We start from the raw sequence: 26,287 nt of genomic DNA on the forward strand, positions 1-26,287 counted from the left end.
GACCGTCGTGGTCCCGGCGCCCTTTTCGGGTACGGAGGTCAGCCGGCCAGCACGGCGGCGAGCTGCGCCACCGCGTGGTCGATCTCGTCCTCGGCGATCACCAGCGGCGGGGCGAGCCGGATGGTCGAGCCGTGGGTGTCCTTGGCCAGCACACCCCGCTCCATCAGCCGCTCGCACGCCTGTCGGCCGCTCATCAGCGCCGGGTCGATGTCGACGCCGGCCCAGAGGCCGCGGACCCGGACGGCGACGAGGCCCTTGCCGAGCAGCGCCTCCAGGCCGGCCTTCAGCCGCTCGCCCAGCTCGGCCGAGCGGCGCTGGAACTCGCCGGTGGCGAGCAGCCGGACCACCTCGGTGGCGACGGCGCAGGCCAGCGGGTTGCCGCCGAACGTCGAGCCGTGCTGGCCCGGCTTGAGCACGCCGAGCACGTCGGCGTTGGCGGCCACCGCGGAGACCGGCACGATGCCGCCGCCGAGCGCCTTGCCCAGCAGGTACATGTCCGGGACGACGCCCTCCAGGTCACAGGCGAACGTGGCGCCGGTGCGGCCCAGGCCGGACTGGATCTCGTCGGCGATGAAGAGCACGTTCCGCTCGGTGCAGACCTCGCGGACGCCGGGCAGGTAGCCCTCCGGCGGCACCACGACGCCCTGCTCGCCCTGGATCGGCTCCAGCAGCACCGCCACCGTGTTCTCGTCGATCGCCGCGGTCAGCGCGGCCAGGTCGCCGTAGGGGACCACGGTGAAGCCCGGCGTGTACGGCCCGAAGTCGGCGCGCGCGTCCTCGTCGGTGGAGAAGCTGACGATGGTGGTGGTGCGGCCGTGGAAGTTCCCCTCCGCCACCACGATGTTGGCCTGGCCCGGGGCCACGCCCTTGACCTGGTAGCCCCACTTGCGGGCGACCTTGATGCCGGTCTCCACCGCCTCGGCGCCGGTGTTCATCGGCAGCACCAGCTCCTTGCCGCAGAGCGCGGCCAGCTCCCGGCAGAAGTCGGCGAACTGGTCGTGGATGAACGCGCGGCTGGTCAGCGTGAGCCGGTCGAGCTGGGCGTGCGCGGCCTCGATCAACTGCGGGTGCCGGTGGCCGAAGTTCAGCGCCGAGTAGCCGGCCAGGCAGTCCAGGTAGCGGCGGCCGTCCACGTCGGTCAGCCAGGCGCCCTCGGCCGACGAGATCACCACGGGCAGCGGGTGGTAGTTGTGCGCCGTGTGGCGCTCCGCGTCCCGGACCGCGGAGGGCGTCCGCAGCATGTCGTCGATGATCACTTGATTGCCTTTCCCTGACGGAGTCGCAACGTGCAGCACTTCGGTCCGCCGCCGGCCTTGCGCAGCTCGGACAGGTCGATCCCGATGGTCTGGTAACCCCGGTCGCGCAGCTTCGCGGCCAGGTCGGTGGCCTGCGCCGGCAGCACCACGTGCCGGCCGTCGCTCACCGCGTTCAGGCCGAGCACCTCGGCGTCGGCCATGGTGGCGTGGATCGCGTCCGGGAAGAGCCGGCGCAGCACCGCCCGGCTGCCCGGGGAGAACGCCTCCGGCAGGTACGCCACGGTGCGCTCGTCGAGCACGGTGAGCGCGGTGTCCAGGTGGTAGAAGCGGGGGTCCACGAGCTGCATGGTGACCACCGGATAGCCGAAGACCTCCTGGAGCTGCGCGTGCGAGGCGTGCGCGGTGCGGAACCCGGTGCCGGCGAGCAGGTGGTCGCCGACCAGCAGGACGTCGCCCTCGCCCTCGTTGACGTGCTTCGGGTCGTACATCTCGAAGCCGGCGGCCTCGAACCAGGCCCGGTAGGCGGGCGCCTCGTCGGCGCGCTGCGGGTCGCGGAACTGCACCGCCATCGCCTTGCCGTCGATCACCGTGCCACCGTTGGCCGCGAAGACCATGTCCGGCAGGCCGGCGACCGGGTCGATCAGCTCGACCTCGTGCCCCAGGTCGAGGTACGTCTGGTGGAGCTGCTCCCACTGCCGGATCGCCAGGTCGGGGTCGACCGGGGCGGTGGGGTCCATCCACGGGTTGATCGCATAGTCGACGGCGAAGTACGTCGGCCGGCACATCAGGAGGCGCTGGCGGGTGGCGTCCATCGTCATGTGGTGCTCCCAGGGTCGGGCGCGCCCGGCCACGGTCGGCCCACGGGCTGGCGCCGTGCTCCAACCGTATGCGGCCGGGGGCGTCGCCTTCCACCGTGAGCCCTTGCGTCCAGCAGCAGATCGTTGCGTCTAGTGGGATCGAATCGGCGGATCGTTGCGTCCACGCGCTCCTACGCTCAGTCCACCGTCTCTCGGGTGCCCGGGGCGTCGGTCGTGGGCCGATCACGAGTTGAGATCGCGACTTCGGGGAAGTGGCTGTGTCAAGACCGGCCGGTTGCCGCCACCACGGCGAACTGGCGCCGCTCGACGGGGTCGCCCGACGGCCGGGTCGGGGGAAACACTTCGGGGGCGGCGAATCGCCGCCCCCGAAAAGGGTGTTGCCCGGCCGGTGAACCACCGGTGTTGCCCGGTGAACCACCGGAGCTTGTCGGGCTGCCGGTCGCTGCCGGCGATCACCAAAATGCCCTCAGAACCGATCGACAAACTGTGAATCAAGCCACTCGCGGAACCGGCCCACCCAGTCGCCGTCCGTGGTCGGCCAGTCGAACTGGCCGGTCATCGCCACGATGCCGAGCACCACGGCGGCCAGGCCGACCAGGATGCCGATCAGCGCGTCGGTCTTCCCGGCCACGTGCCGGCGACGGGTGGCGATCAGGCCCAGCACCGCCAGCACCGCACCGACCGCGCCGAGCCCGATGCCGTAGCCGGCCAGCGTGCCGGAGAGCACGAAGAGCGCGCCGGCCACGGACACGATCAGACCGAGCGTGGCGAGGAGGCTGGCCCGCGGCTTCTTCCTCAGCTCCGGGTCGAGTTCCCGATCGGGGCGGCCGTCGCGGTCCAGGTCGACGGGTCGGTCCGGGTGGCCGTCGCGGTCCTGGTCGACGGGGCGATCCGGTCGGCCGTCCCCGTTCAGGTCGACGGTCTGCTCCCGGGCCGGGTCGGGGTCGACGGTCCGCGCGTCCCGGCCCAACGGCCGGCTGGTCGCCGCCCGGGCCGCAGCGGCCCGCTGTGCCGCCCGCCGCTCCGCCTCGCCCGTCCGTGGCGCGGTCTCCACGTGCCCGGCGCCGACCGGACCGGCCTCGCCGCTCGCCGGAGCCCGCCCGTCGTCGGTGACCCGCGCGGTCTCGTCGACCCGCGCGGTCTCGTCGACCCGCTCGGTGTCGGCGGCCCGTTCCGCTTCCGTGGCGGTCGCGTCGCTGCGGTACGTGGTCCGAGCCGCGTCGCGGTCGGTGACCACCGGTTGGCCGGCCCTGTCGTCCGCGACCGGACTCTCGTCGCGGGCGTCTACGACACCGTCACCGTTCGTATCGGTACTGCGCGCCGGAGACTTCCGGCGGGACAAGATGTTCACCTGGCACCTCCTGATGCAGGCGCGGAGGCCGCGCATGACAGAGAGGAGGTACCCAGGCGTGCGTCAATCGACACCCGGTGACGGAACCGGACCACCCGGCGGGCGGGCGCGGTTCCGTCACCGGGCGGCACCGTCGTCAGGACGGGGTCCGCGACCACTGCTGGTTGGTGCCGCCGCCGCAGCTGTACTGCTGGACGTCCGCGCCGTCGCCGGTGCCGGCGTTGACCACGTCCAGGCACTTGCGGCTGTGCCGGGCCCGGAGCTGGAACCAGTCGCCGGTCGCGGCCCACTGCCACTGCTGGTTGGCGCCGCTGCCGCAGGTGTAGTGGATGATGTTGGCGCCGTCGGCGGTGGACGCGTCGGCGACGTCGAGACACTTGCCGCTCGTGGCGTTGACGAGGCGGTACCAGCCGCCGCCGGCGTCCTGGAACTCCCACCGCTGGTTCCCGCCGCCGTTCCACGCCCACTGCTTGACCTCGGCGTTGTTGGCCGTGGAGTTGCCGATCACGTCCAGCACCCGGCCGCTGTGCCGGGCGGTGACCCGGTAGTAGGCGGGCGAGGTGCCGGTGACCGCCCCGGTGGTCACGTCGACGGTGACCGACGGGTACCAGGTCAGGCTCATGCTCGTGCTGGTGGGGAAACCGATCGGCAGCCACACGTACTGCGAGTCGTTGACCGGGCCGCCCCAGGCGCCCGCCCACCGGTCACCCAGGTAGAGGTAGCTGGTGGCGGACGTGCCCTGGACCGGCAGCACGAAGGCCGGCTGGGAGTTGAACGTGGTGCCGTTGCCCACGTCGGTCCAGCCGCTCCACGGCCCGGAGACGCTCGGCGCGGTAGCGTACCGGGCCTGGTTCGGGCTCCAGCCCGTCGCTGCCGACGTCAGCAGGAAGTAGGTGCCGCCTCGCTTGAACATCGCCGGCGCCTCGCGGGTCGCGCCGGCCCAGAAGTTGCCCACCAGGCTGGCCACGTTGAGGTAGTCCGAGGTGAGGCGGTAGATGTTCAGGTCGCGGTTCTCGTTGGCGGCCGAGATCATGTACGCGGTGCCGCTATCGTTGTAGAGCGTGATGTCCCGCGACATGTGCTGCCCGAGCGGCCGGAAGCTGCCGTGCCAGGTGTAGGCGCCGTCCACGGTGGCCGACGAGGCGACGGCAGCCCGCGCCTCGCTGTAGTCGGATCCGTTCTCCTTGTGCATCCACATCACGAACCGACCGGTGCCGGCGTTGTAGACGACCTTCGGCCGCTCGATGTTGGCCCGTTGCAGCTCGGCGGCCGACGACCGGGTGAGCACGTTGTTGCGGAACTCCCAGGTGCGCAGGTCGGTGGAGCGGTAGACGGAGACCGCCCGGAACGTGTTGTCCGGGTTGCGGTTCTCGCCGAACCAGTAGTAGTAGTTGTCGACCTTGAGGACGCCGCCGCCGTGCGCGTGCACCACCGCGCCGGTGGTGTCGGTGAACTGTGTGCCGTTGGTGACCGTCACCGGTGCCGCCTGCGCGCCGGTGGCCGGCCAGACCCCAGCCACGGCCGCGACGAGCGCGGTCGTCGCCGCCAGCAGGCGGCGGGTCATCCGCTTCGTCACCCCGGTCACCGCCCGCAGACCGGGGTGATGCCGCCGGGCGTCGCCGAGGCGGCCACGAGCAGCCCGAACATCACCGAGCCGCCCGGCGCCAGCGTCTCGTTCCACGAGGCGTTGTGGACCACGACCTGCTGGCCGGCGCCCTCCGCCACCCCGCCCCAGATCGACTGGATGCGTTCGTCGCCTGACCACCGCCAGGAGACGAGCCAGCCGCGCATCGGCTCCGCGCCGGTGTTGCGCACGGTGACCGTGGCCACGAAGCCACCGCGCCAACTGCTGTCGATGGTGGCCGACGCGGCGCACGTCGACAGCGTCCGAGCCGGGCCGCCGACGACGTACGGGTCCCGATGCCCCTGGGTGTCGCTGAACCGGAACCAGTAGTCGGTGTCGGGCCTCAGCCCCTCGACGGTCACCGTCCCGGAGCGCTCCGCCTTCGAGACGGCCTCGGCCACCGGGTCGCGCCACCCGGTGGCGTCCTCGCGGCTGGCGAAGAGGGTGACGACCATCGGCGGGTCGTAGCCGCAGGGCGGACTGAGCAGCATCCAGTAGGTGACGGTGAGGCTGGTGGCGGTGGTCCCGGTCACCTGGCCGCTGACCGGCAGCGCCGGCGGGCACGTCAGCGTAGGACCGGGTGAAGGCGTCGCGGCGGGGCGACTGGCGACCGAGCGGCTCCGGCGGGGGCGGCGAGGCCGGCGAGGGTGAGGGCGGCGGCCAGAGTGGCACCGAGGGTACGAATCATTCTGCGCTCCTGAGCTGGGGGCCCCGCGGCGCGATCGGCGGTGGGTGGCGTTCAACCGCCCGGCCGGCGCGACGGCGGCACGGCGGACTGCCGGAGAGGAGTGCCCAGCGCCGGGGTGGTGTGTCCCCCGCGCGTCTCGCTCCCGTTGGGATCGAACGGCTCGCACCGGCTCCCGAGCACGAGCGGAGACAGTCTCTCAGTCGACAGGCATCGATTCAACGACGTCCCGTGGTGCGGTCACGGGCCTCGGTGACCTGATCCCGACCTGGGCGGAGAGGTCCGCCGTGACGCTGTCGACCCGGCGGCGGCCAGCCGGCGGAGGTGAGCGGGGCTGGCTACCCTTGGCACCCGTGCCAGAGGGACACAGCATCCACCGCCTCGCGACCCGCCACGCCGAGCTGTTCGCCGGTGACAAGGTGCACGCGGACAGCCCGCAGGGGCGTTTCGCCGAGGGCGCGGCGCGGCTCACCGGCACCGTCCTGGACGGCACCGAGGCGTACGGCAAGCACCTGCTGCACCACTACGCCGGCGAGCTGACCCTGCACGTGCACCTCGGGCTCTACGGAAAGTTCGCCGACGGGCCGGGGGAGCCGCCGGACCCGGTCGGCCAGGTGCGGCTGCGCCTGCACAGCGACCGCAACTGGCTGGAGCTGCGCGGCCCCACCGCCTGCGAGCTGCTCACCCCGCCCGAGGTGGCGGCGCTGCGCGGCCGGCTCGGCCCCGACCCGCTGCGCACCGACGCCGACCCGGACCGGGCGTACGCCCGGATCCGGCGCAGCCCCACCCCGCTCGCCGCGCTGCTGCTCGACCAGTCGGTGGTCGCCGGCACCGGGCTGATCTTCGTGACCGAGGCGCTGTTCCGGGCCGGGTTGCCGCCGCTGCTGCCCGGCCGGGAGCTGACCCCGGCCGGCTGGGCGGAGATCTGGGCCGACCTGGTCGCCCTGATGACCGTCGCGGTCGAGCGCGGCCGGATCGACACCGTCCGCGACGCGGACCTGCCCGAGGCGACCGGCCGGGCGCCGCGCGTCGACCGGCACGGCGGCGAGGTGTACGTCTACCGCCGCCCCGGTGCACCCTGCCACGTCTGCGGCAGTGAGGTGAGCCGGGGTGTGCTGGCCGGACGCAACCTCTACTGGTGTCCCACCTGCCAGGCCGGCTGAGTCACGCCTCGTCGAGCAGCCAGCGGGCCGTCGCGACGTTGCCGGGGAAGACCTGGTCGCCGCCGACGCTCCAGGCCAGCGTCTGCCCGATCGCCCAGCCGCGCACCCGCTCCCGGTCCAGGCCCAGTTCGGCGCTGAGCCGGTCGAGCCGGTGCCGCACCGCCGCCGGGGAGTGCCCCAACTCCGCACCGCGCACCAGCGGAACGACCGCGAACTCCCGCTCGCCGACCAGCGGCTTCGGGTCGATGACCAGCCACGGCTCACGGTCGGCCGCGAGCACGTTGCCGGCGTGCAGGTCCTGGTTGACCAGCACCTGCTCGCCCTGGCTCGGCACCAGGTCGGCGAGGAACCCGAGGGCGGCGTCGAGCAGCCGCCGCTCGTACGGGCGGTTGGCCCGCTGCCAGTTGCCCGGCATCCGCTCCGCCCAGCCGGCCGCCTCCTCGGCGAGCGGCGTGAACGGCGGGCCGGCCGGCACCCCGAGCCGGGGCAGCAGTCCGACCGCCGAGTCGAGCGCGGCGTCGGCCGGCAACGCGTGCAGCGGGGTACCCGGGTCGCAGCGTTCGACCAGCAGCGCGCGGTGCCCGGCGTCGTGGGCGAGCAACCGGATCGCGCCCCGACCGGCCCAGTGCGCCAGCGCGGTCGCCTCGTGGACGCTGTCGTCGTCCGGGTACTGCAGCTTCAGCACCGCCCGCGTCCCGTCCGGCAGCTTCGCCGGCAGGGCCAGCGAGGCGAACGCGTAGTCGAACGGCGGCCCGACGGCGGTCAACTCCCACCGCGCGACACACTCGGCCAGCCGGTCGGGCAGCTCCGCCAGCCACGCCCGCCCGCCCGGCGCCCGCTCGACCCACCGCAACCCGTCCGGAATTCGCATCCGCCCATCCTGCCCGAGCCCGCCACCCACTTTGGGTGCGGTTGTTGTTGCCCCGGCGACAACGACCGCACCCAAAAGATGTTCAGGGAACCCAGCCGGCGGCGGACAGGGCGGCGCGGAGCTGCGCGACCACGTCGGCCGGCCGGTGTCGCACGTCGAACGCGGTGAACCGCAGGATGCGATCGCCCACGATCCAGACCCGGTTCTGCCGGCGCAGGTCCGCGGCCCAGTGGCGGGCCTCCATGTGGTGCCCGCCGTCCACCTCCACGTGCCGCCGCCAGCGCCGCCAGTAGGCATCGAGGTAACGCTGCCGGCCGTCGGCGTCCCGTCGGCGTTCCTGACCGTCAGGGAGCGGCAGCCCATGGCGGCGGCAGAGCCGAAACAGGTCGATCTCGGACAGCGCCTCCGCACCACCGGCCACGTCCCCCAGCGTCTGCCGGATCAGGCGCCGCCGTCGGGCGCGGGGTAGCCGGTCCAGCACCGCGCCGAGCTCCGCCGGAGTCGCCCGTCGCTGCTGGCAGCCGGCCGCCACGATCATCTGCGCCTCGTCGTCGGTACGTGCCCAACCCGCCGCGTCCACCAGCGAACGCGCCATCCCGGTGCGGTCCGGTCGGCCCCGCTGGCGGTCGGCCGGGGCCAGATGACGGACCCGGTGGACCCGCACCGCGGGCAGACCCAGCGGCAGCCGGCGCAGTAGGTCGGGGGCGTGCCGTTCGTGCGGCAGTAGGACATCCACCACCTCGTGTTCCCAGTTCACGCGCAGCCCGCCGGCCCGAGCGGCGGCCAGCCCGGCGAGCACCGCGCCGTCGCCCGCCGCCAGCACCGCGACCCACCACTGCTGTTCCCTGGTGTACGGCCCGTCCGGCGCGGCTCGCAGAATGCCGCGGCACACCCGGTGCCAGCGGCCGCCGGCCACCAGGTGACGGACCCGGCCGGGGGTGAGCTCGGCTGTCGCCTGGGCCCAGGTGAGCACCCCGGCCTGCCCGAACAGCAACCATTCCAACCGCGACGCGTCGTTCCCGGGCATCCGCACCAGTCAAGTCCACAGTGCTCCGGCGTGAGACGTCCGCCCCGGGACGGCGGCTGGCGGGGCGTTAAGAAGGGGCCCCGCCTATGCGGAAAGCGTTAAGAGGGGGCCCCGCCTTACCTGCCGGTGCCGGCGAGGGCGTCGACGGCCTTGCGGGCGGCGATCAGCACCGGATCCCAGACCGGGGCGTACGGGGGCGCGTAACCCAGGTCGAGCGCGGTCATCTCGTCCACGGTCATGCCGTTCCACAGCGCCACGGCCAGCGCGTCGATCCGCTTGGCCGCCTCGGACCAGCCGACGATCTGCGCGCCCAGCAGCCGCCCGCTGGGCCGCTCGGCGATCAGTTTCACGGTCATCTGCCGGGCACCCGGGTAGTAACCGGCCCGGTTCGTCGACTCGGCGGTCACCGTGACGAACTCGAAGCCGGCCTCGGTGGCGTCGCGCTCCCGCAGCCCGGTGCGCCCCACCTCCAGCTCGCAGACCTTGGTGACGGCGGTGCCGACCACGCCGGGGAAGGTGGCGTAGCCGCCGCCGATGTTGATCCCGGCGACCCGGCCCTGCTTGTTGGCGTGCGTGCCGAGCGGGACGTGCACCGGCATGCCGCTGACCCGGTGCAACGACTCCACGCAGTCGCCGGCCGCCCACACCCCGGGCACCCCGGGCACCCGCATCCGGCGGTCCACCCGGATCCCGCCGGACGGCCCGAGCGGCAGGCCGGCGGCCTCGGCGAGCGCGGTGTTGGGGCGTACGCCGAGGCCCAGCACCACGACGTCGGCCGGGATCGGTCCCTCGTCGGTGACCACCGCGGCGATCCGGCCGTCGCGTTCGGTGAGGTCGGTGACCGTCATGCCGGTGCGGATGCTGATGCCGACCCCGCGCATCGCCTCGGCCACCAGCTCGCCCATGTCCGGGTCGACGGTGGCCATCGGCTGCGCGGCCTGCTCGACCAGTTGGACCGTGAGCCCGCGCTGCACCAGCGCCTCGGCCATCTCCACGCCGACATAGCCGCCGCCGACCACCACCGCGTGCCGGGGCCGGGGCTCGCGTTCCAGCCAGTCGAGCAGCGCGGCGCCGTCGTCGAGCGTCTGCACGCCGAACACGCCGGCCACCTCCGCGCGTGCCCACTCCGGCTGCACCGGGGTGGCGCCGGTGGCGTACACCAGGGTGTCGAAGCCGGCGCGGACCTCGCCGCCGCCGGCCAGGTCCCGGGCGACGACCTCGCGGCGGTCCAGGTCGATGGCGGTGACCTCGTGGCGGGTCCGGACGTCGATGTCGTACTCGTCGCGGAACGCGTCCGGGGTCCGGGCGACGAGCTGGTCGCGTTCCGGCACCAGGCCGCTGATCCAGTAGGGGATGCCGCACGCCGAGTAGGACGTGAAGTGCCCCCGCTCGAACGCGACGATCTCCAGCTCGGCCCGGCCCCGGCGCCGCCGTGCCTGGGAGGCCGCCGACATGCCGGCGGCGTCCCCGCCGATGACGATCATCCGCTCCGCCACGCCGCTCATCCTGTCACGCCGCCCGCTCGTCGCGGGGCGGCTCAGCCACGGGTCTGCCGGGCCACGTCGGCGACCACGTCGACCAGCTTGCCGGTGCGCTCGAACACCGCCCGCTGCCGCGCCGCGCCGCTGCCGTGCCGGCGCAGCCCGCCCAGCAGATCGGTCACCCGGTCGAGGTCGCCGTGCCGGTCCAGCTCCGGCCGGAGCCGCTCGACGAGCCGGTCCAGCAACTCCCAGGCCGGGCGCAGCTCGCCGTCGTGCAGGTCGACGCCCTGGCCCTCCAGCCCGTCGTGGGCGGCCCGCCAGTGCGCCGCGACCAGCAGGTGGTGGTCGGTGTTGACGGCCGGCCTTCCGGCAGCGATGTCGGTCAGCGCGGTCGCGACGAGCCCGCGCACCAGCGCGGCCACCAGCACCGCGTCGTCCACGGCCGGGCAGACGTCACCGATCCTGATCTCGACGGTCGGGTACTTGGCGGAGAGCCGGGCGTACCAGTAGAGCATTCCCTCGTCGAGCATCACGCCGCTGGCGATGAGCTGCCGGATCAGCCGCTGGTAGTGCTCGTGCGACTCCAGGTAGGGGGTGGGCGCGACGGACGGCCAGCGTTCCCACTCGATCGAGCGCCAGCTCGCGTAGCCGGTGTCCGCGCCCCGCGCGAACGGGGAGTTGACGGTGACCGCCTGGAGGATCGGCAGCCAGGGCCGGACGTGGTTGAGCACCTGCACGCCGGTGTCCGGGTCGGGCACGCCGACGTGCACGTGCATGCCGTTGTTGCCGGGGCCCGGCACCAGCAGCCGGAACCGCTCGATCATCCGGTCGAAGCGGGGCTTGTCCACCACCGGCGGGACCGGCCCGTCGATCGGGCCGGTGCCGATCGCCAGCAGCCGTACCCCGGCCCGTTCGGCCGCATCGGACAGCTCGGCGCGGAGCATGCCCAGCGAGTGCCGGATCGAGGACAGCTCCAGCCCCGGCGGGCTGCCGATCTCGATCTGGCTGGTCTGGAACTCGCGTTCCACCTGCCCCCGCAGCTCGGCCGGCACCTGCTCCATCACCAGTTCGACGGCGGGCACGGCGGTGCCGGTGTGCGGGTCGGCGAGCAGGAACTCCTCCTCGACGCCGACCGTCAGCAGGTCCGTCCCGCCCGGCGCGGCGTTCCGTTCCTGCTCCGCCACTGAGCCGCCCATGGTCACCACCGTCTCCTCCGGACCGGTCGCGGCACCGTGCCGCCTGGTCGACGCCCTGTTACCCACCGTGTCGGTGCCGGGAAACGCGCCGGACGGCGTGTCGGCCCGATTCGCCCGTCCGGGTCGCCGTCAGGACGCCCCCGAGGGCCGCCGCGCCACGGGAATCCGGGTCTACGATGAGCCGGCCCGGCGGGCCGCCGCCGGTGCCGGAGGAGGTCACGGTGGCATCCCACAGCACGTCGCGGACGGTGACGGGAATCCGCGCGCAGGTTCCGCGCGCCTTCGCGACCCTGCTCGCGGTGGTCGCGGCGGTCTGCGCGCTCGCGGCGCTGAGCAGCGCCGTGGCCGCCGACGTGCAACCGGTCCGCACCGCGATCGACGCGCTGCTGGTGCCGGCGCCGGCCAACCTGGCGTACGCGGTGTTCCTCGGCGTGCTGGCCGCCGCGGCCCGGCGGCGCAAGCGGCTGGCCTGGTGGGTGCTGCTGGTCTATTTCAGCCTCACGCTGGTGGTCGGGCTGACGGCCGGTGGCCTGCTGCTGACGGTGGGCGCCAACGAGCTGAACCACGCGGCCGGCCAGCGGCTCTTCGGCACCCTGGAGACGATCGGCGTCTGGGTCGGCATCGCGTTCGCCGCCGCCGCGGTGGCGCTGCTGGTCGCCGCCCGGCGGGAGTTCTACGCCCGGGTCCGGCCCGGCAGCACCTGGCGGGCGCTGGGCGTGCTCGCCGGCCTGGCCGCCGCCTTCGTCGGCCTGGGCTACCTGCTGCTCCTGGTCGAGCCGGGCAGCCTGCACACCTGGTCCGACCGGCTCGGCTACGCGGTGGAGAAGGTCTTCGGTGGGGCCGTCACGCTGGACCTGACCCGGCGCGGGCAGGCGCCCGGCTGGGTCAACCTGCTGCTCGGCGCGTTCGGCGCGACCGCGTTCCTGGCCGCCCTGTTCACCCTGGTCCGTTCGCAGCGGGCCAACGCGGTGCTGCACACCGGTGAGGAGGAGCGGATCCGGGAGCTGCTGGCCCGGCACGGCGAGCGGGACTCGCTCGGCTACTTCGCCACCCGGCGGGACAAGGCGGCCGTCTTCTCGGCCAGCGGCAAGGCCGCGCTCACCTACCGGGTGGTCAACGGCGTCAGCCTGGCCAGCGGTGACCCGGTCGGCGATCCGGAGGCGTGGGGCCCGGCCATCGAGGCGTGGTTGGAGCACTCCCGGGCGTACGCGTGGACGCCCGCGGTGCTGGGCGCCAGCGAGGCCGGCGCGCGGGCCTACCGCCGACACGGGCTCAAGGTGCTCCAGCTCGGCGACGAGGCGATCCTGCTGACCCGGGAGTTCGACCTGGACGGGCGGGACATGCGGCCGGTCCGCCAGGCGGTGCACCGGGTCGAGCGGGCCGGCTACACCGCGCTGGTCCGCCGGCACGCCGAGATCCCGCCGGAGGAGCTGGCCCAGGTGGCGGCGCTGGCCACCTCGTGGCGGGACACCGGGCACGAGCGCGGCTTCTCGATGGCGCTGGGCCGCCTCGGCGACCCGGCCGACGGCGACTGCGTGCTGGTCGAGGCGCACGACCGCGAGGGCCGGGTGCGCGGGCTGCTGTCGTTCAGCCCGTGGGGCACGCACGGGGTGTCGCTGGACCTGATGCGCCGGGACCGGACCGCCGACAACGGGGTGACCGAGTTCATGGTCGCCGCGTTGCTCGCCGCCGGCCCGCGGCTCGGCGTCGACCGGGTGTCGCTCAACTTCGCCGCGTTCCGCTCGGTGTTCGAGCAGGGTGCGCGGATCGGCGCCGGCCCGGTCATCCGCGCGTGGCGGCACACCCTGCTGTTCTTCTCCCGCTGGTGGCAACTGGAGTCGCTCTACCTCTCCAACGCCAAGTACCAGCCGCACTGGACGCCGCGTTACCTCTGCTTCGCCGAGCGCCGGGAGCTGGCCCGGGTCGGTCTCGCGGCGGCCGCCGCCGAGGGCTTCCTGGCGTTGCCCGGTGGCCGGCCCACCCCGCTGCACGGGGTGCCGCCGGCCGGCGGCGGGGTCGGCTACGTGCCGCCGGCCGCCGCCGCGGTCCGGGCCGTCCCGCCGGAGCCGCCCGCGCGCCGCCCGGAGCAGATCCGGGTACGACTGGCGAAGCTCGACCGGCTGCGGGCCGAGGGCGTCGACCCCTACCCGGTGGGCTACCCGCGCACGACGAGCTGCGCGGCGGTGCGCCAGCGGCACGCCGGGCTGGCCCCGGACACCGGCGCCGGCGAGACGGTGGCGGTGGCCGGCCGGGTGCTGCTGGTCCGCGACCACGGCCGGCTGCTCTTCGTGACCGTGCGCGACGGCAGCGGCGACCTCCAGCTCCTGCTGGAGCACGACCTGGACCGTTGGCGGTCGAGCGTCGACATCGGCGACCACGTGGGCGCGACCGGCGAGGTCTACGCGACGCGGCGCGGCGAGGTGTCGGTGCGGGTGGCGAGCTGGGAGCTGACCGCCAAGTGCCTGCGCCCGCTGCCGGACAAGCACCACGGGCTGGCCGACCCGGAGGCGCGGGTCCGGCAGCGCTACCTCGACCTGGCGCTGGACCCGGCGGCGCGGGAGATGCTGCGGGCGCGCGGCGCGACGCTGCACAGCCTGCGCGCCGGGCTGGCCGGGCGGGAGTTCCTGGAGGTGGAGACGCCGATCCTGCAACGGGTGCACGGCGGCGCGAACGCCCGCCCGTTCGTCACCCACATCAACGCGTACGACCTGCGGCTGAGTCTGCGCATCGCGCCGGAGCTGTATCTGAAGCGGCTCGCGGTGGGCGGCATCGAGCGGGTCTACGAGCTGGGCCGGGCGTTCCGCAACGAGGGCGTGGACGCCACCCACAACCCGGAGTTCACGGTGCTGGAGGCATACCAGGCGTACGCCGACTACCACGACATGCGCGAGCTGGCCCGGGAGCTGATCGTGGCGGCGGCCGGCGCGGTGCACGGCGAGCCGGTGGCCCGCCGGCCCGGCGGCGAGCTGGTCGACCTGGGTGGCGAGTGGCGGGCGGTCACGGTGCACCAGGCGGTCTCGGCCGCGCTGGGCGAGGAGCTCACCGCCGACACCGACCTGGCGACCTTGCGCAAGCACTGCGACGCGGCCGGGGTGCCGTACGACCCGCGCTGGACGGCGGGCGCGGTGCTGCTGGAGCTGTACGAGCGGTTGGTGGAGGCGCGCACCGAGGCGCCCACGTTCTATCTGGACTTCCCGACCGAGGTCTCCCCGCTGACCCGCCAGCACCGGCGCGACCCGCTGCTGGCCGAGCGCTGGGACCTGGTGGCGTACGGCATGGAGCTGGGCACCGCCTACACCGAGCTGGTCGACCCGACCGAGCAGCGGCGGCGGCTCACCGCGCAGTCGTTGCAGGCGGCCGGCGGTGACGCGGAGGCGATGGAGTTGGACGAGGACTTCCTCACCGCGCTGGAGTACGCGATGCCGCCGACCGGCGGGCTGGGGCTCGGCGTGGACCGCCTGGTGATGCTGCTGACCGGCCGCTCGATCCGGGAGACGCTGCCCTTCCCGCTGGTCCGCGAGTCCTCCTGACCCGCTCCTCTCCGCGCAGCCCGACCCGGCGTGCCCGGCGGGCGCCGGTTTCGGCAGTTCGGTGTGGTGGACGCCGCCACTTCGCCGGGTTCGCGGTCACGGGGCGGCCGGGCGTGACACGACGTTCTAGGGTGGTCGTGTGGCGGGCATGCTGGGGCTGGTGACCGGGACGTGGGCGTACGCCCTCGCCCTGTTGGCGGACCGGCCGGCCGGCTTGCTGGCCGGCGCGGCGGTCGCCGCCGCCCTGCTGCTGGCCACGCTGCTGGCGCTGCGGGTGCGGCTGGCGCCCACGCCGCCCGGCAGCCGGCACGCCGCCTCCCTGCGTGCTCGCGTCCGGACCCGCCGGGTGCCCCGGCAGGTCGATCCGGACGCGCCGGGCCGTCCGCGCCCCCGCGCGCCGGGGCTGCGCCCCTCGGCCGTCTAGCCACGCCCCACCGACCGCTGCCGGCGTGTCCCGGCATCGACGGTCGACGCCGCGAGGTGCCGTCCGTCCGTCCGCGTGGCTCGCGGCCGATTCCGTCGTCATCCGTCCCGCCGCCGCGCCGTCGCGCGCCCGGGACATCCGGAATCGTCCGAGAGGTCTCCCCATGTACGCCTTCGCGCCGCTGCACTCCGCGGCCTCGGCCGCCGCGTCCGTCGTCACCTGGCTCGCCGACGCGCTCGTCCCGCTCGCCGGCACCGCCGCGACGGCCGCCGCCATCGTCCTGTTCACCGTCGGGGTCCGGTTGCTGATCTCGCCGCTCACGCTGGCCCAGGTCCGTGGGGAGCGGCGCCGCGCGACGCTCGCCCCCGAGGTGCGGGAACTCCAGCGCCGGTACGCCGACGATCCGACCACGTTGCAGAGCGAGCTGTTCGCGCTCTACCGGCGGGCCGGGGCCAGCCCGGTCGCGGGTTGCCTGCCGGCGCTGTTGCAGGCGCCGTTCTTCCTGGTCATGTACCGGGTCTTCGCGACCGGGGACGGCGCGCCGGAACTGCTGGGGCAGCGGCTGGCCGGCGTACCGCTGGGGTGGCACCTCGGCGACGGGCTGACCGGCGGCGTGCCGGTGGTGTTCGGGGTGCTGTTGGCCGCGCTGCTGGCGTTGGCCTGGTGGTCGTCGCGGCGGGCGCGCCGGCTGGCGGCGGCCACCGGCACGGTCGGCGGCGCGCCGGCCAACGGTCCGGGCGCGGCGGTGCTGGGCCGGCTGCTGCCGTTGCTGCCGTTCGGGACCGTGCTGGTGGCGCTCGTGGTGCCACTCGCGGCGGTGCTCTATCTGGTCACCACCACCGCATGGACCGCGTTGGAGCAGGGCGTGCTGCGTCGTCCGCAGCCGGTAGCCATCGACAAGCGTTGACAAATGTGGGGACGGGCGCGTAGAAATCGCTCTCAGAGAGCGCTCTCCGCCCCATCCCCGCAGAGAGGCACCCGAATGAACCCGATCCCGGCGGCTGCGGTCGCCCCCACCACCACGTCCCGGTCCCGCCGCCGCCTCCGCCTGGCCGCGGCCGTGCTCGCCACCACCACAGTGCTCGCCGGCGTCTCGATGACCGCGCAGGCGGCCGTCCCCGCCCCGCCCAGCGGGTGGAGCCTGGTGTGGAGCGACGACTTCACCGGCGCGGCCGGCACGCTGCCCTCGTCGGCCAACTGGATCGTCGACACCGGCACCAGCTATCCCGGCGGCCCGGCCAACTGGGGCACCGGCGAGATCCAGACCTACACCTCCAGCACCGCCAACCTGGCCCAGGACGGCGCCGGCAACCTGCGCATCACCCCGCTGAAGGACTCCGCCGGCCGCTGGACCTCGGCCCGGATCGAGACGGTACGCAGCAACTTCAAGCCGCCGAGCGGCGGCGTGCTGGCGATCGAGGGCCGCATCCAGATGCCCAACGTGACCGGCGCGGCGGCGGCCGGCTACTGGCCGGCGTTCTGGGCCCTCGGCTCGCCCTACCGGGGCAACTACCAGAACTGGCCGGGCATCGGCGAGTTCGACGTGATGGAGAACGTCAACGGGATCAACTCGGTGTGGGGCGTGCTGCACTGCGGCGTCGCGCCCGGTGGCCCGTGCGACGAGTTCAACGGCCGCGGCGCGTCCCGGGCCTGCCCGGGCAGCACCTGCCAGTCGGCGTTCCACACCTACCGGTTCGAGTGGGACACCTCGGTCAGCCCTCAGCAACTGCGCTGGTACGTCGACGGGCAGCAGTTCCACACCGTCACGCAGGGGCAGGTCGGTGAGCCGTACTGGACCCAGATGACCAGCCACGCCGGCTACTTCCTGCTGCTCAACGTGGCGATGGGCGGCGGCTTCCCGAACGGGGTCGCCGGTTCGGCCACGCCGACCGGGTCGACCGTCTCCGGTCGGCCCATGCTCGTCGACTACGTCGCGGTCTACTCCCGGGGTGGCGGCGGCAACCCGTCACCGACGCCGACCACGCCGCCGCCGGGCGGCGTGCGCAACGCGTACGCGACGATCGAGGCCGAGTCGTTCAACGCCCAGAACGGCGTGCAGGTGGAGACGTGCGCGGAGGGCGGGCAGGACATCGGCTGGCTGGCCAACGGCGACTGGGCCCGCTACGACAACGTGGACTTCGGCTCGACGCCGCCGCGCGACTTCGTGGCCCGGGTCGCCTCCGGCGCGGCGGCCGGGGTGAGCGGCCTGGTCCAGGTGCGGGTGGACAGCCCGACCGCGACACCGATCGGCAGCTTCGCGGTCGGCAACACCGGTGGCTGGCAGACCTGGCGGTCGGTGCCCGGCAACGTCGGCGCGGTGACCGGCCGGCACACCGTCTATCTCACGTTCAGCAGCGGCCAGCCGGCCGACTTCGTCAACGTCAACTGGTTCACGTTCCGCCGCTGAGCCCACGCGGTCAGCGCCCGGTGGTCACCGACTGCCGGGCGCGCCGCCGGCGTACCTTCTTCACCGCCCAGCTCACGATCATCACGCCGAAGACCGCGAAGATCGCGTAGTTGAACCACTGGCTGTAGTGGTCGACGTCCTTCCAGCGCGACCCGAGCAGGAAGCCGGCACCCACGATCACCATGTTCCACACCCCGCTGCCGAGCGTGGTGAGCAGGACGAACTCGCCCAGCGGCATGCGGTTCGCGCCGGCCGGGACCGAGACCAGGCTGCGCACCACCGGCACCACCCGGCCGATCAGCACCGCCCGGCGGCCGTGCCGCTCGAACCAGCGGTCCGCCTTCTCCAGATCGTCCAGGTCCACCAGCGGAATGTGGTCCAGCCAGCGCTTCAGCCGATCCTCGCCGAGCGCCGCGCCGAGCCAGTAGAGCACCAGCGCGCCGAGCAGCGAACCGGCGGTCGCGGCCAGCACGATCACCACCACGTTGAAGCGGCCCTCGGCGGAGAGGTAGCCCGCCATCGCCAGCACGATCTCGCTCGGGATCGGCGGGATGATGCTCTCCAGCGCCACCAGCAACGCCACACCGACCGCGCCCAGCGAGTCGATCACGCTCGCCACCCATCCGGTCAGCCCGGTGAACTGGTTCGGATCGACGTCTTGGGCCAGGGCCATGGCGGTCCTTTCCGCACGGGCGCCGGAGATCCGCAGGTAGTACCCGGGCGAGCCGGACTCACACCCGCCGGTGACCGGGCTAACCCTCCGGGTGCAGCGCCGCGTCCGCCGGCCCGCGTCGCCAACCGGTGAAGCGGACCAGCAGGCCGCCGTGGCTGGGCGAGCAGCAGTACGGCCCGGCCGTCGCCTCGGCCGCCGGATCGAGTGGCGCGACCCGCACCAGCCGCCACGGCTCGTCGTCGACCCGGGCCCGGACGGTCAACGCGTCCCCGGCGCGGCTCACCCGGACCGTCACCTCCCGCCCCGACCAGTCCGGCACCGGCGCCACCGACCAGTCGGAGAACTCGTCGGTGACCACGGCGCCGACCTGCGGTGCGCCGTCGCTCACCTCGACGCCGGCCTTGGTCCACCGCCGCTCGTCCACCCGCACCAGCACGCCGGCCTGGTCGAACTGGGCGGCGTAGTCGAGCCGGAAGGAGACCTCGACGGCGGTGTCCACGGCGAACGGGGCCAGCAGCGCGGAGCCGTCGTCGTGCACGAACCCGTAGCTGGTGCGCCGCCAGAAGTCGCTGCCGCCCCGCGGCTCGACCAGCAGCCCCCCGTCGACGGCGTCGGCCCGCTCCGGCGGGTTCAGCCAGTCGCCGGCGGACCAGTCGGAAGCCTCCTCGCTCATGGGGGCACGGTACCGGGGTTTGCCGGATCGCGGGTTCGGAGAAGTAGTCCCCGCATGGGTGACAGGTGGTATCAGGAGGCGGTCGTCTACTGTCTCGACGTCGACACGTACGCGGACTCCGACGGCGACGGGGTGGGTGACTTCCAGGGGCTGATCGGCCGACTCGACTATCTGGCCCGGCTGGGGGTGACCTGCCTCTGGCTCAACCCGATCCATCCCTCCCCCAACAAGGACGACGGATACGACGCGACCGACTTCTACAACGTCGACCCGCGGCTCGGCACGCTCGGCGACTTCGCCGAACTGCTGCACCAGGCGCAGAACCGCGGCATCCGGGTGATCATCGACCTGGTCGTCAACCACACCTCGGACCAGCACCCGTGGTTCCAGTCCGCCCGCTCCTCGCCCGACTCGCCGTACCGCGACTGGTACGTCTGGGCCGACCACGAGCCGGCGGACCGGCACCAGGGCATGGTCTTCCCCGGTGAGCAGCACGAGACCTGGACCTACGACCGCACCGCCAAGGCCTGGTTCTACCACCGCTTCTACAAGTTCCAGCCGGATCTGAACATCGAGAACCCCAAGGTCCGCGCGGAGATCAAGAAGATCACCTCGTTCTGGCTCCAGCTCGGCGTCTCCGGCTTCCGGATGGACGCGGTGCCGTTCATCATCGAGAAGACCGAACCGGGCAACCCGAACGCGACCAAGGACTTCGACTTCCTCACCGACCTGCGCCAGCACGTCCAGTGGCGGCGCGGCGACGCGGCCCTGCTGGCCGAGGCCAACGTCGAGCCGGACCAGTTGCCCGTCTACTTCGGTGACGCCGCCGGCTCGGGCAACCGGATCCACATGCTCTTCGACTTCATGCTCAACGGCCGGCTGATGCTCGCGCTCGCCCGGGAGGACCCGGAGGCGATCATCGACGCGCTGCGGGACACCCCGAAGCTGCCCACCGGCGGGCAGTGGGCCACGTTCCTGCGCAACCACGACGAGATCGACCTGTCCCGGCTCACCGCCGACCAGCGCAACGACGTCCTGGCGAGGTTCGGGCCGGACGAGAACATGCAGCTCTACGGCCGGGGCATCCGCCGCCGGCTGGCCCCGATGCTGGGCAACGACCGTCGACACATCGAACTGGCGTACGCGTTGCAGTTCTCGCTGCGGGGCACCCCGGTGCTGCGCTACGGCGAGGAGATCGGCATGGGGGAGGACCTGTCGCTGGACGGGCGCGACGCGATCCGCACCCCGATGCAGTGGTCCTACAAGGACAACGCCGGCTTCTCCACCGCCGAGCCGGAGAAGCTCATCCGTCCGGTGATCGACAAGGGCGAGTACGGCTACCAGCAGGTCAACGTCACCGCGCAACGCAAGGACCCGCGCTCGCTGCTGGGCTGGTTCGAGCGGATGATCCGTACCCTGCGGGAGGCCCCGGAGATCGGCTCGGGCAGCACCACGCACATCGACGTGCCGGTGCCGGCCGGCGTGCTCGCGCACCGCGCCGACGGGCGGACCGGCACCATGGTCTTCCTGCACAACCTCGGCACCGAGGACGTCGAGATCGACCTGAGCACGCTGGCGCCGGAGGCGGACCTGCCGATCGACGTGCTCAGCGACCGCCACTACGAGGACGTGGGCAAGCTCGACCGGCTCAAGCTGGCCGGTCACGGCTACCGGTGGATCCGGCTCTGCCGGGGCGGGGCACTCTGACGGACGCGGCGGCGGGTTAGGCTCCTCCGATCAGCCCAAGTTACCGGGAGGTAATCATGTCGGAGGAGCCCCGCGTCGCCATCGTGACCGGAGCCGCGCGCGGCATCGGCGCGGCCACCGCCCGCCGGCTGGCGGCCGACGGCGTGGCCGTCGCCGTGGTCGACATCGAGGAGTCCGCCACCAAGGAGACCGTCGACGCCATCGCCGCCGCCGGTGGCCGGGCGCTCGGCGTCGGCGCCGACGTGGCCGACCGGACCCAGGTGGAGGCCGCCGTCGAGCGGGTCGCCGCCGAACTGGGCGCGCCCACCGTGCTGGTCAACAACGCCGGCGTGCTCCGCGACAACCTGCTGTTCAAGATGGCCGACGCCGACTGGGACACGGTCGTGGCGGTGCACCTGCGCGGCGCGTTCCTGTTCAGCCAGGCCGCGCAGAAGCACATGGTCGAGCGCAAGTGGGGCCGGATCGTCAACCTCTCCAGCACCTCGGCGCTGGGTAACCGGGGCCAGGCGAACTACGCCGCCGCCAAGGCCGGGCTCCAGGGCTTCACCAAGACGCTCGCCATCGAGCTGGGCCCCTACGGGGTGACCGTGAACGCGGTCGCGCCGGGCTTCATCGTCACCGACATGACCGCGGCCACCGCGGCCCGGATGAAGGTCGACTTCGCCGCGCTCCAGGAGCACGCCGCCGCCGAGATCCCGGTGCGCCGCACCGGCCGCCCGGAGGACGTCGCGCACACCATCTCGTTCCTGGCCAGCGAGGGGGCGTCCTTCGTCTCCGGCCAGGTCATCTACGTCGCCGGCGGCCCGAAGGACTGACCGCTGCCCGGGGCGGCCCCGCTCAGGCGGGGTCGCGCCGGGTGCGCCAGAGCCAGAGCAGGCCGAGCGCCGGCAGCGCCAGCGGGACGTAGCCGTAGCCGCTGCCGAAGCCGGACCAGACCGTCTCGTCCGGGAACAGCTCCGGATCGGCGATGCTCAGCACGCCCACCGCGAGCACCCCGACCAGCTCGACCGAGCAGCAGGCCAGCGCGACCCGGCGGCCGGCGTGCCCGGCCCGGGCCAGCCCGACCGCCGCCACGATGTAGATCAGCGCGGCGACCCCGGAGAGCAGGTACGCCACCGGCGCCTCGTCGAACTTCGTGGCGATCTGCAAGCCGGCCCGCGAGGTCGCGGCGATGGCGAACAGGATGTAGACCGCGATCAGCAGCCGGCCCGGCCCCCGGTTGGTGGCGCGCTCCGGCGCCCGCGTCTCAGCCACCGACGACCTCCCAGGTCTGCTGCAACCGCACCACCACGACCGGGGTGACCAGGCAGATCGCGCAGACGATGGCCGAGCCCCAGCGGGTCGGCTCCATCCGGGCCAGCACCCAGGCCAGCGGCGGCAGGCAGACCAGCGTCACCAGGTAGCCGAAGAACGCGCCCGGCTCACCGGGCCGGTCGCCGCCGCCGAGCGCGACCAGCGCCACCACGGTCAGCGCCAGCAGCGCCACCTCCAGCACGGCCAGGCCGGCGAACTGGAGCCGGTCCGGCGAGCGGTGGCGGACCGCCGCCACCAGGGCCCAGACCGCGACCGCCAGCGAGAGCACGATCGCGAGCGTGGCGAGGAACCCGTCCACCGGCGACCCGGCCGCCGCCGCGCTGGTCATCGACGCAGTGTCGTTCACCGGGCCAGCCTACTAAGAGGCGTAGTAGCGGCTTCCCACGCGGGTCGGGGCGCGCCGGGCGGGCCGGGCGACTAGCGTGGATCACGGTCCCGGCGGACGCCGGCGGCCGACGACGACGGCAGGGGGTCGCGGGTGCGGTTCGGGTTGTTCGGCACCGGTCACTGGGCGGCGGAGACGCACGCCGCCGCCATCGACGCCCACCCGCGGGCCCGGCTGGCCGGCGTCTGGGGGCGGAACCCGGCGAAGGCGGAGGCACTGGCCCAGCGGCACGGCGTGCCGGCCTTCACCGACGTGGACGCGCTGCTCGACGCGTCCGACGCGGTCGCCGTGGCGCTCCCGCCGGACGTGCAGGCCGACATCGCGGTGCGGGCCGCCACCGCCGGGCGGCACCTGCTGCTGGACAAGCCGCTGGCGTTGAGCCTCGCCGACGCCGACCGGGTGGTCGACGCGGCCCAGGCGTCCGGGGTGGCCTCGGTGGTGTTCTTCACCCAGCGCTTCCACCCGAACGTCACCGGCTTCCTCGCCTCGACCGCGGCGGCCGGCGGCTGGCAGCACGCCCGCGCCACCATGTTCGCGTCGATCTACCAGCCCGGTAACCCGTACGGCGACTCGCCGTGGCGGCGCGACCGGGGCGCGCTGTGGGACATCGGTCCGCACGCCTTGTCGCTGATCCTGCCGGTGCTCGGCCGGGTCACCCGGGTCGCCGCCATGGACGGGTCGAGCGGCCTGGTGCACCTGCTGCTCACCCACGACGGCGGCGCGACCAGCTCGCTCTCGCTCACCCTCGACGCGCCCGCCGAGGCGGTCACCCGGGACTTCGTCTTCTTCGGCTCCAACGGCACCGAGAGCGCGCCGCCCGGCGACGGCAGTGCGCTCCAGGCGTTCGGCGCCGCGCTCGACCAGTTGCTGGAGGAGGTCGACGGGGGCACCCGTGACCACCGCTGCGACGTGCGCTTCGGCCGCGAGGTGGTGGCGGTGCTCGACGCCGCCGAGACCGCCCGCGCCCAGGGGCGCACGGTCGACTTCCGGTAATCCCGTAGCGGGCGCGGCGGCTCGCCGCTAGCCTGGCCGGCATGTGCACGCATGCCCTGATCAACGCGGCCGTCGCGCCGGCCGCGTGCGGGCTCCTCCTGGTCGCCCGCCCGCGGTTCCGGCGCCCGGCCCTGGCCGGCCGGGACACCCGCCGCGCCTGACCTGACCACCGGCCGCCGAGCCCGCCCGGCTCGGCCGCCCGCCACCTCGCCGAGGTGGCGGCATCAGGCACTCCCGGACCCCACTACCTCGCTGAGGTGGTGCGTGGGTCCGGTCCGGCCGCGTCCCGACCACCTTCCAGGGTCGTCCGAGTCCCGATCCGCTCGGACCGCCCGCTCCACGCCGATGGCGTGGCACCTCCGCGCAGCGGTCCGTTTCCGTCGCCATCCCGGCGACAGACAGGACGAACCCGTGGCGCCCCGCCGACCCACCGAACGCGACCGGTCCCGTCGCGTACTGTCCCAGAACTTCCTCGCCGACCCGGCCGCCGTCGCCCGGATGGTCGCCGCCGCCCGCCCCGGCCCGGACGACCTGATCCTGGAGGTGGGCGCCGGACGTGGCCGGCTGACCCGGCCGCTCGCCGCGCGTTGTCGCCGGCTGATCGCGTACGAGATCGACCCGGCCGTGCTGCCGGAGCTGACCGCCGCCTGTGCGCCGCTGCCGGCGGTCGAGGTGCGGGCGGCCGACTTCCTCGCCGCACACCCGCCCGACGAGCCGTTCTCGGTCGCCGGCAACATCCCCTGGTCGCTGACCGCGGCGGTGGTGCGCTGGTGCCTGGCCGCGCCCGGACTGCGCGCGGCGACGCTGCTCACCCAGCTCGACTACGCGCGCAAGCGCACCGGCGGACACGGCCGGTGGAGCCGGCTCACGGTGCTCACCTGGCCGGAGCACCACTGGCGGCTGGTCGGCCGGGTGCCCCGGGCGGTGTTCCGGCCGGTGCCGGCCGCCGACGGCGGCATCCTGCGCCTGGAGCGCAGGACCGCGCCGCTGCTGGCGCCGGCCGCGTTGCCGGCGTACCGGAGGATGGTGGAGCTGGGCTTCGGCGGCGTCGGCGGCTCGCTCGCGGCCTCGCTGCGCGCCGCCCACCCGGGCCGGCGGGTCGACGGCGCGCTGCGCGCCGCGCGGATCGCGCCGGACACCCCGGTCGGGCTGGTCTGGCCCGAGCAGTGGCTGGTGCTGTTCCGGCTGCTGCACGCCGATGGTGGACCGGGCGGAAAGTCGCGGCCATCCGGGCCGGCGGCGGCTCCGAATGCCTACCGTGCTGGCAGAGGGAGCGGGCGGAAGGCGGGACCGGATGACCCACGGCGACAGCGCCGGTGACGTGCCGGGGCGGTCGAGGCTGCACGCCGTGCCCCCGGCCGCCCCGGACCGGCGGGCGGAGACCGACGACCTGCTGCGGGCGGTGGCGCGCGGCGACGAGGCGGCGTTCGAGCGGCTCTACGCCCTCATCTCGCCGCGCGTTTACGGGTTGGCGCGGCGGGTGCTGCGCGACCCGGCCCAGGCCGAGGAGGTCGCCCAGGAGGTGCTGGTTGAGGTGTGGCGCACCGCCGCCCGGTTCGACCCGGCCCGGGGCTCGGCCACCTCCTGGGTCTTCACCATCGCCCACCGCCGCGCGGTCGACCGGGTCCGGTCCGAGCAGGCCGGCGCCGAACGCGCCCGTCGGGTCGCCGCCGGATCCGCCGAGACGCCCTACGACGAGGTGGCCGAGGAGGCGGCGGCCCGGCTGGAACGGCAGCAGGTGCGCCACTGCCTGGACGCGCTCACCGAGGTGCAGCGCGAGGCGATCACGCTGGCCTACTACGGCGGGCACAGCTACCGCGAGGTGGCCGGCCTGCTGGACACGGCGCTGCCGACCGTCAAGACCCGCATGCGGGACGGGCTGATCCGTCTGCGCGACTGCCTGGGAGTGGAGCTGACCCGATGACCGACATCCACGCGCTCGCCGGTGCGTACGTGCTCGACGCGGTGGACGACGTCGAGCGGGCCGCGTTCGCCCGGCACCTGGACGGCTGCGAGAGCTGCGCGCTGGAGCTGGCCGAGCTGCGCGAGACGGCCGCCCGGCTGGCCGACTCGACCTGGTCGGTGCCCCCGCCCGGGCTGCGCGAGGCGGTGCTGGCCGAGATCCGGCGTACCCCGCAGGAACGGCCGCGCCCGGGGGGCCGGTCCGGTTCGGCCCGCGCCGGGGCCCGGCGGCGCCGGTTCGCGGTCGCGGCCGCCGCCGTGCTGCTGGCCGGTGGCGTGGGCGCGGTCACCTGGGTGGCTCAGGAGCAGCGGGTACGCGACGCGCGCACCGAGGCCGGCGCGGCCCGGGACGAGGCGGGCGCGGCCCGCGACGAGGCGGCCCGGATCCGAGCGGTGCTGACCGCCCCGGACGCGGTGGTGCGCACCGACGCCGTGCCGGCGGGCGGCCGGGTCACCGTGGTGGCGTCGGCGAGCCGGGACGAGGGGGTGGCGCTGGTGGACGGGCTGGCCGCGCCCGCGTCCGGGCGGGCCTACCAGCTCTGGCTGATCGAGGGCAGCACGGCCACCTCGGCCGGGCTGCTGCCGGCCGGTCAGGGCGGTGGCACGAAGCTGCTCTCGGGCGTGCGCGGCAAGGGCCTGTTCGGGGTCACCGAGGAGCCGGCGGGCGGCTCGGCGCAGCCGACCATGACCCCGCTTGTGGCGTTCGCGCTCACCTGATCTTTTCGGCGGGCGACCCATCCGGACGGC

General features: G+C 74.1%; 24 protein-coding genes. 11 read left to right on the top strand and 13 right to left on the bottom strand.

Annotation, left to right across the window (positions count from 1 at the left end; all coding sequences use genetic code 11):
* Positions 1–38 precede the first annotated feature (38 nt).
* From rocD to O7618_RS31155, 5 genes are all read right to left on the bottom strand, one after another.
* Positions 39–1,253 (bottom strand): ornithine--oxo-acid transaminase, encoded by a 1,215-nt coding sequence (rocD, locus tag O7618_RS31135; protein ID WP_278110218.1) that lies wholly within the window; start codon positions 1,251–1,253, stop codon positions 39–41.
* Positions 1,253–2,068 (bottom strand): dimethylargininase, encoded by an 816-nt coding sequence (ddaH, locus tag O7618_RS31140; protein ID WP_278110219.1) that lies wholly within the window; start codon positions 2,066–2,068, stop codon positions 1,253–1,255. Before ddaH ends, rocD begins: the two co-directional genes overlap by 1 nt.
* Before the next feature lie 472 nt (positions 2,069–2,540).
* Entirely contained in the window at positions 2,541–3,311 is a 771-nt protein-coding gene (locus O7618_RS31145; RefSeq protein WP_278109701.1) for a DMT family transporter, read from the bottom strand.
* Between the two features lie 250 nt (positions 3,312–3,561).
* The gene (locus tag O7618_RS31150) at positions 3,562–4,989 is read right to left on the bottom strand and encodes an RICIN domain-containing protein (RefSeq protein WP_347405434.1); all 1,428 of its coding nucleotides are present in this window, start codon (positions 4,987–4,989) and stop codon (positions 3,562–3,564) included.
* Positions 4,990–5,006: 17 nt separating this feature from the next.
* Positions 5,007–5,582: a cellulose binding domain-containing protein gene (locus O7618_RS31155; RefSeq protein ID WP_278109703.1), complete on the bottom strand. Its 576-nt coding sequence runs from the start codon at positions 5,580–5,582 to the stop codon at positions 5,007–5,009.
* A gap of 505 nt (positions 5,583–6,087) precedes the next feature.
* Between O7618_RS31155 and O7618_RS31160 the strand changes: the two genes are divergently transcribed.
* A complete protein-coding gene (locus O7618_RS31160; RefSeq protein WP_278109704.1) occupies positions 6,088–6,897 on the top strand; it encodes a DNA-formamidopyrimidine glycosylase family protein in 810 nt (269 codons plus the stop codon).
* A 1-nt stretch (position 6,898) separates the two neighbouring features.
* Here the strand turns inward: O7618_RS31160 and O7618_RS31165 are convergent, their stop codons facing one another.
* The 4 genes from O7618_RS31165 to O7618_RS31180 all read right to left on the bottom strand — a co-directional run bounded on the left by O7618_RS31165 (position 6,899) and on the right by O7618_RS31180 (position 11,481).
* Positions 6,899–7,768: an aminoglycoside phosphotransferase family protein gene (locus O7618_RS31165; protein WP_278109705.1), complete on the bottom strand. Its 870-nt coding sequence runs from the start codon at positions 7,766–7,768 to the stop codon at positions 6,899–6,901.
* Positions 7,769–7,850: 82 nt separating this feature from the next.
* Positions 7,851–8,795: a hypothetical protein gene (locus tag O7618_RS31170; RefSeq protein WP_278109706.1), complete on the bottom strand. Its 945-nt coding sequence runs from the start codon at positions 8,793–8,795 to the stop codon at positions 7,851–7,853.
* Between the two features lie 116 nt (positions 8,796–8,911).
* Complete coding sequence (locus O7618_RS31175) at positions 8,912–10,291, bottom strand: FAD-dependent oxidoreductase (RefSeq protein WP_278109707.1); 1,380 nt, start codon at positions 10,289–10,291, stop codon at positions 8,912–8,914.
* A 41-nt stretch (positions 10,292–10,332) separates the two neighbouring features.
* Positions 10,333–11,481, bottom strand: a complete 1,149-nt coding sequence (locus O7618_RS31180; protein WP_278109708.1) for a glutamate--cysteine ligase — start codon at positions 11,479–11,481, stop codon at positions 10,333–10,335.
* Positions 11,482–11,693: 212 nt separating this feature from the next.
* Between O7618_RS31180 and lysX the strand changes: the two genes are divergently transcribed.
* The 4 genes from lysX to O7618_RS31200 all read left to right on the top strand — a co-directional run bounded on the left by lysX (position 11,694) and on the right by O7618_RS31200 (position 17,833).
* Positions 11,694–15,002, top strand: a complete 3,309-nt coding sequence (gene lysX / locus O7618_RS31185; RefSeq protein WP_278109709.1) for a bifunctional lysylphosphatidylglycerol synthetase/lysine--tRNA ligase LysX — start codon at positions 11,694–11,696, stop codon at positions 15,000–15,002.
* A gap of 148 nt (positions 15,003–15,150) precedes the next feature.
* Positions 15,151–15,426 carry a DUF6412 domain-containing protein gene (locus O7618_RS31190; protein ID WP_278110220.1) on the top strand — a complete coding sequence of 92 codons (276 nt, stop codon included), beginning with the start codon at positions 15,151–15,153 and terminating at the stop codon, positions 15,424–15,426.
* A 163-nt stretch (positions 15,427–15,589) separates the two neighbouring features.
* A complete protein-coding gene (locus tag O7618_RS31195; protein ID WP_278109710.1) occupies positions 15,590–16,333 on the top strand; it encodes a membrane protein insertase YidC in 744 nt (247 codons plus the stop codon).
* A 75-nt stretch (positions 16,334–16,408) separates the two neighbouring features.
* On the top strand, positions 16,409–17,833 hold the full coding sequence (locus tag O7618_RS31200; RefSeq protein ID WP_278109711.1) for a carbohydrate-binding protein: 1,425 nt from the start codon (positions 16,409–16,411) through the stop codon (positions 17,831–17,833).
* Between the two features lie 10 nt (positions 17,834–17,843).
* Here the strand turns inward: O7618_RS31200 and O7618_RS31205 are convergent, their stop codons facing one another.
* Together O7618_RS31205 and O7618_RS31210 are read right to left on the bottom strand one after the other, a co-directional pair.
* On the bottom strand, positions 17,844–18,506 hold the full coding sequence (locus O7618_RS31205; RefSeq protein WP_278109712.1) for a DedA family protein: 663 nt from the start codon (positions 18,504–18,506) through the stop codon (positions 17,844–17,846).
* 79 nt (positions 18,507–18,585) lie between these two features.
* Positions 18,586–19,179 carry a DUF1349 domain-containing protein gene (locus tag O7618_RS31210; protein WP_278109713.1) on the bottom strand — a complete coding sequence of 198 codons (594 nt, stop codon included), beginning with the start codon at positions 19,177–19,179 and terminating at the stop codon, positions 18,586–18,588.
* 54 nt (positions 19,180–19,233) lie between these two features.
* On the opposite strand from O7618_RS31210, the gene O7618_RS31215 reads away from it, so the two are divergent.
* Entirely contained in the window at positions 19,234–20,886 is a 1,653-nt protein-coding gene (locus O7618_RS31215) for an alpha-amylase family protein (protein ID WP_278109714.1), read from the top strand.
* Positions 20,887–20,942: 56 nt separating this feature from the next.
* A complete protein-coding gene (gene fabG, locus O7618_RS31220) occupies positions 20,943–21,701 on the top strand; it encodes a 3-oxoacyl-ACP reductase FabG (RefSeq protein WP_278109715.1) in 759 nt (252 codons plus the stop codon).
* Positions 21,702–21,723: 22 nt separating this feature from the next.
* Here fabG and O7618_RS31225 read toward each other — a convergent pair whose 3' ends face one another.
* On the bottom strand, positions 21,724–22,140 hold the full coding sequence (locus O7618_RS31225) for a hypothetical protein (RefSeq protein WP_347405400.1): 417 nt from the start codon (positions 22,138–22,140) through the stop codon (positions 21,724–21,726).
* Positions 22,133–22,528 (bottom strand): hypothetical protein, encoded by a 396-nt coding sequence (locus O7618_RS31230; RefSeq protein WP_278110221.1) that lies wholly within the window; start codon positions 22,526–22,528, stop codon positions 22,133–22,135. Before O7618_RS31230 ends, O7618_RS31225 begins: the two co-directional genes overlap by 8 nt.
* 150 nt (positions 22,529–22,678) lie before the next feature.
* Here O7618_RS31230 and O7618_RS31235 point away from each other — a divergent pair, with 150 nt between their 5' ends.
* From O7618_RS31235 to O7618_RS31250, 4 genes are all read left to right on the top strand, one after another.
* On the top strand, positions 22,679–23,578 hold the full coding sequence (locus O7618_RS31235) for a Gfo/Idh/MocA family oxidoreductase (protein WP_278109716.1): 900 nt from the start codon (positions 22,679–22,681) through the stop codon (positions 23,576–23,578).
* Positions 23,579–23,989: 411 nt separating this feature from the next.
* Positions 23,990–24,898, top strand: coding sequence for an ErmE/ErmH/ErmO/ErmR family 23S rRNA (adenine(2058)-N(6))-methyltransferase (erm, locus tag O7618_RS31240; RefSeq protein WP_347405401.1), 909 nt, complete (start codon positions 23,990–23,992; stop codon positions 24,896–24,898).
* Positions 24,873–25,502: an ECF RNA polymerase sigma factor SigK gene (gene sigK / locus O7618_RS31245; RefSeq protein WP_278109717.1), complete on the top strand. Its 630-nt coding sequence runs from the start codon at positions 24,873–24,875 to the stop codon at positions 25,500–25,502. Before erm ends, sigK begins: the two co-directional genes overlap by 26 nt.
* Positions 25,499–26,257: an anti-sigma factor gene (locus O7618_RS31250; RefSeq protein ID WP_278109718.1), complete on the top strand. Its 759-nt coding sequence runs from the start codon at positions 25,499–25,501 to the stop codon at positions 26,255–26,257. The genes sigK and O7618_RS31250 overlap by 4 nt, the downstream gene beginning before the upstream one ends.
* Positions 26,258–26,287: the final 30 nt, after the last annotated feature.

Origin of the sequence: Micromonospora sp. WMMD980, from assembly GCF_029626035.1 — a bacterium.
In the GTDB taxonomy this organism is placed as follows: domain Bacteria; phylum Actinomycetota; class Actinomycetes; order Mycobacteriales; family Micromonosporaceae; genus Micromonospora.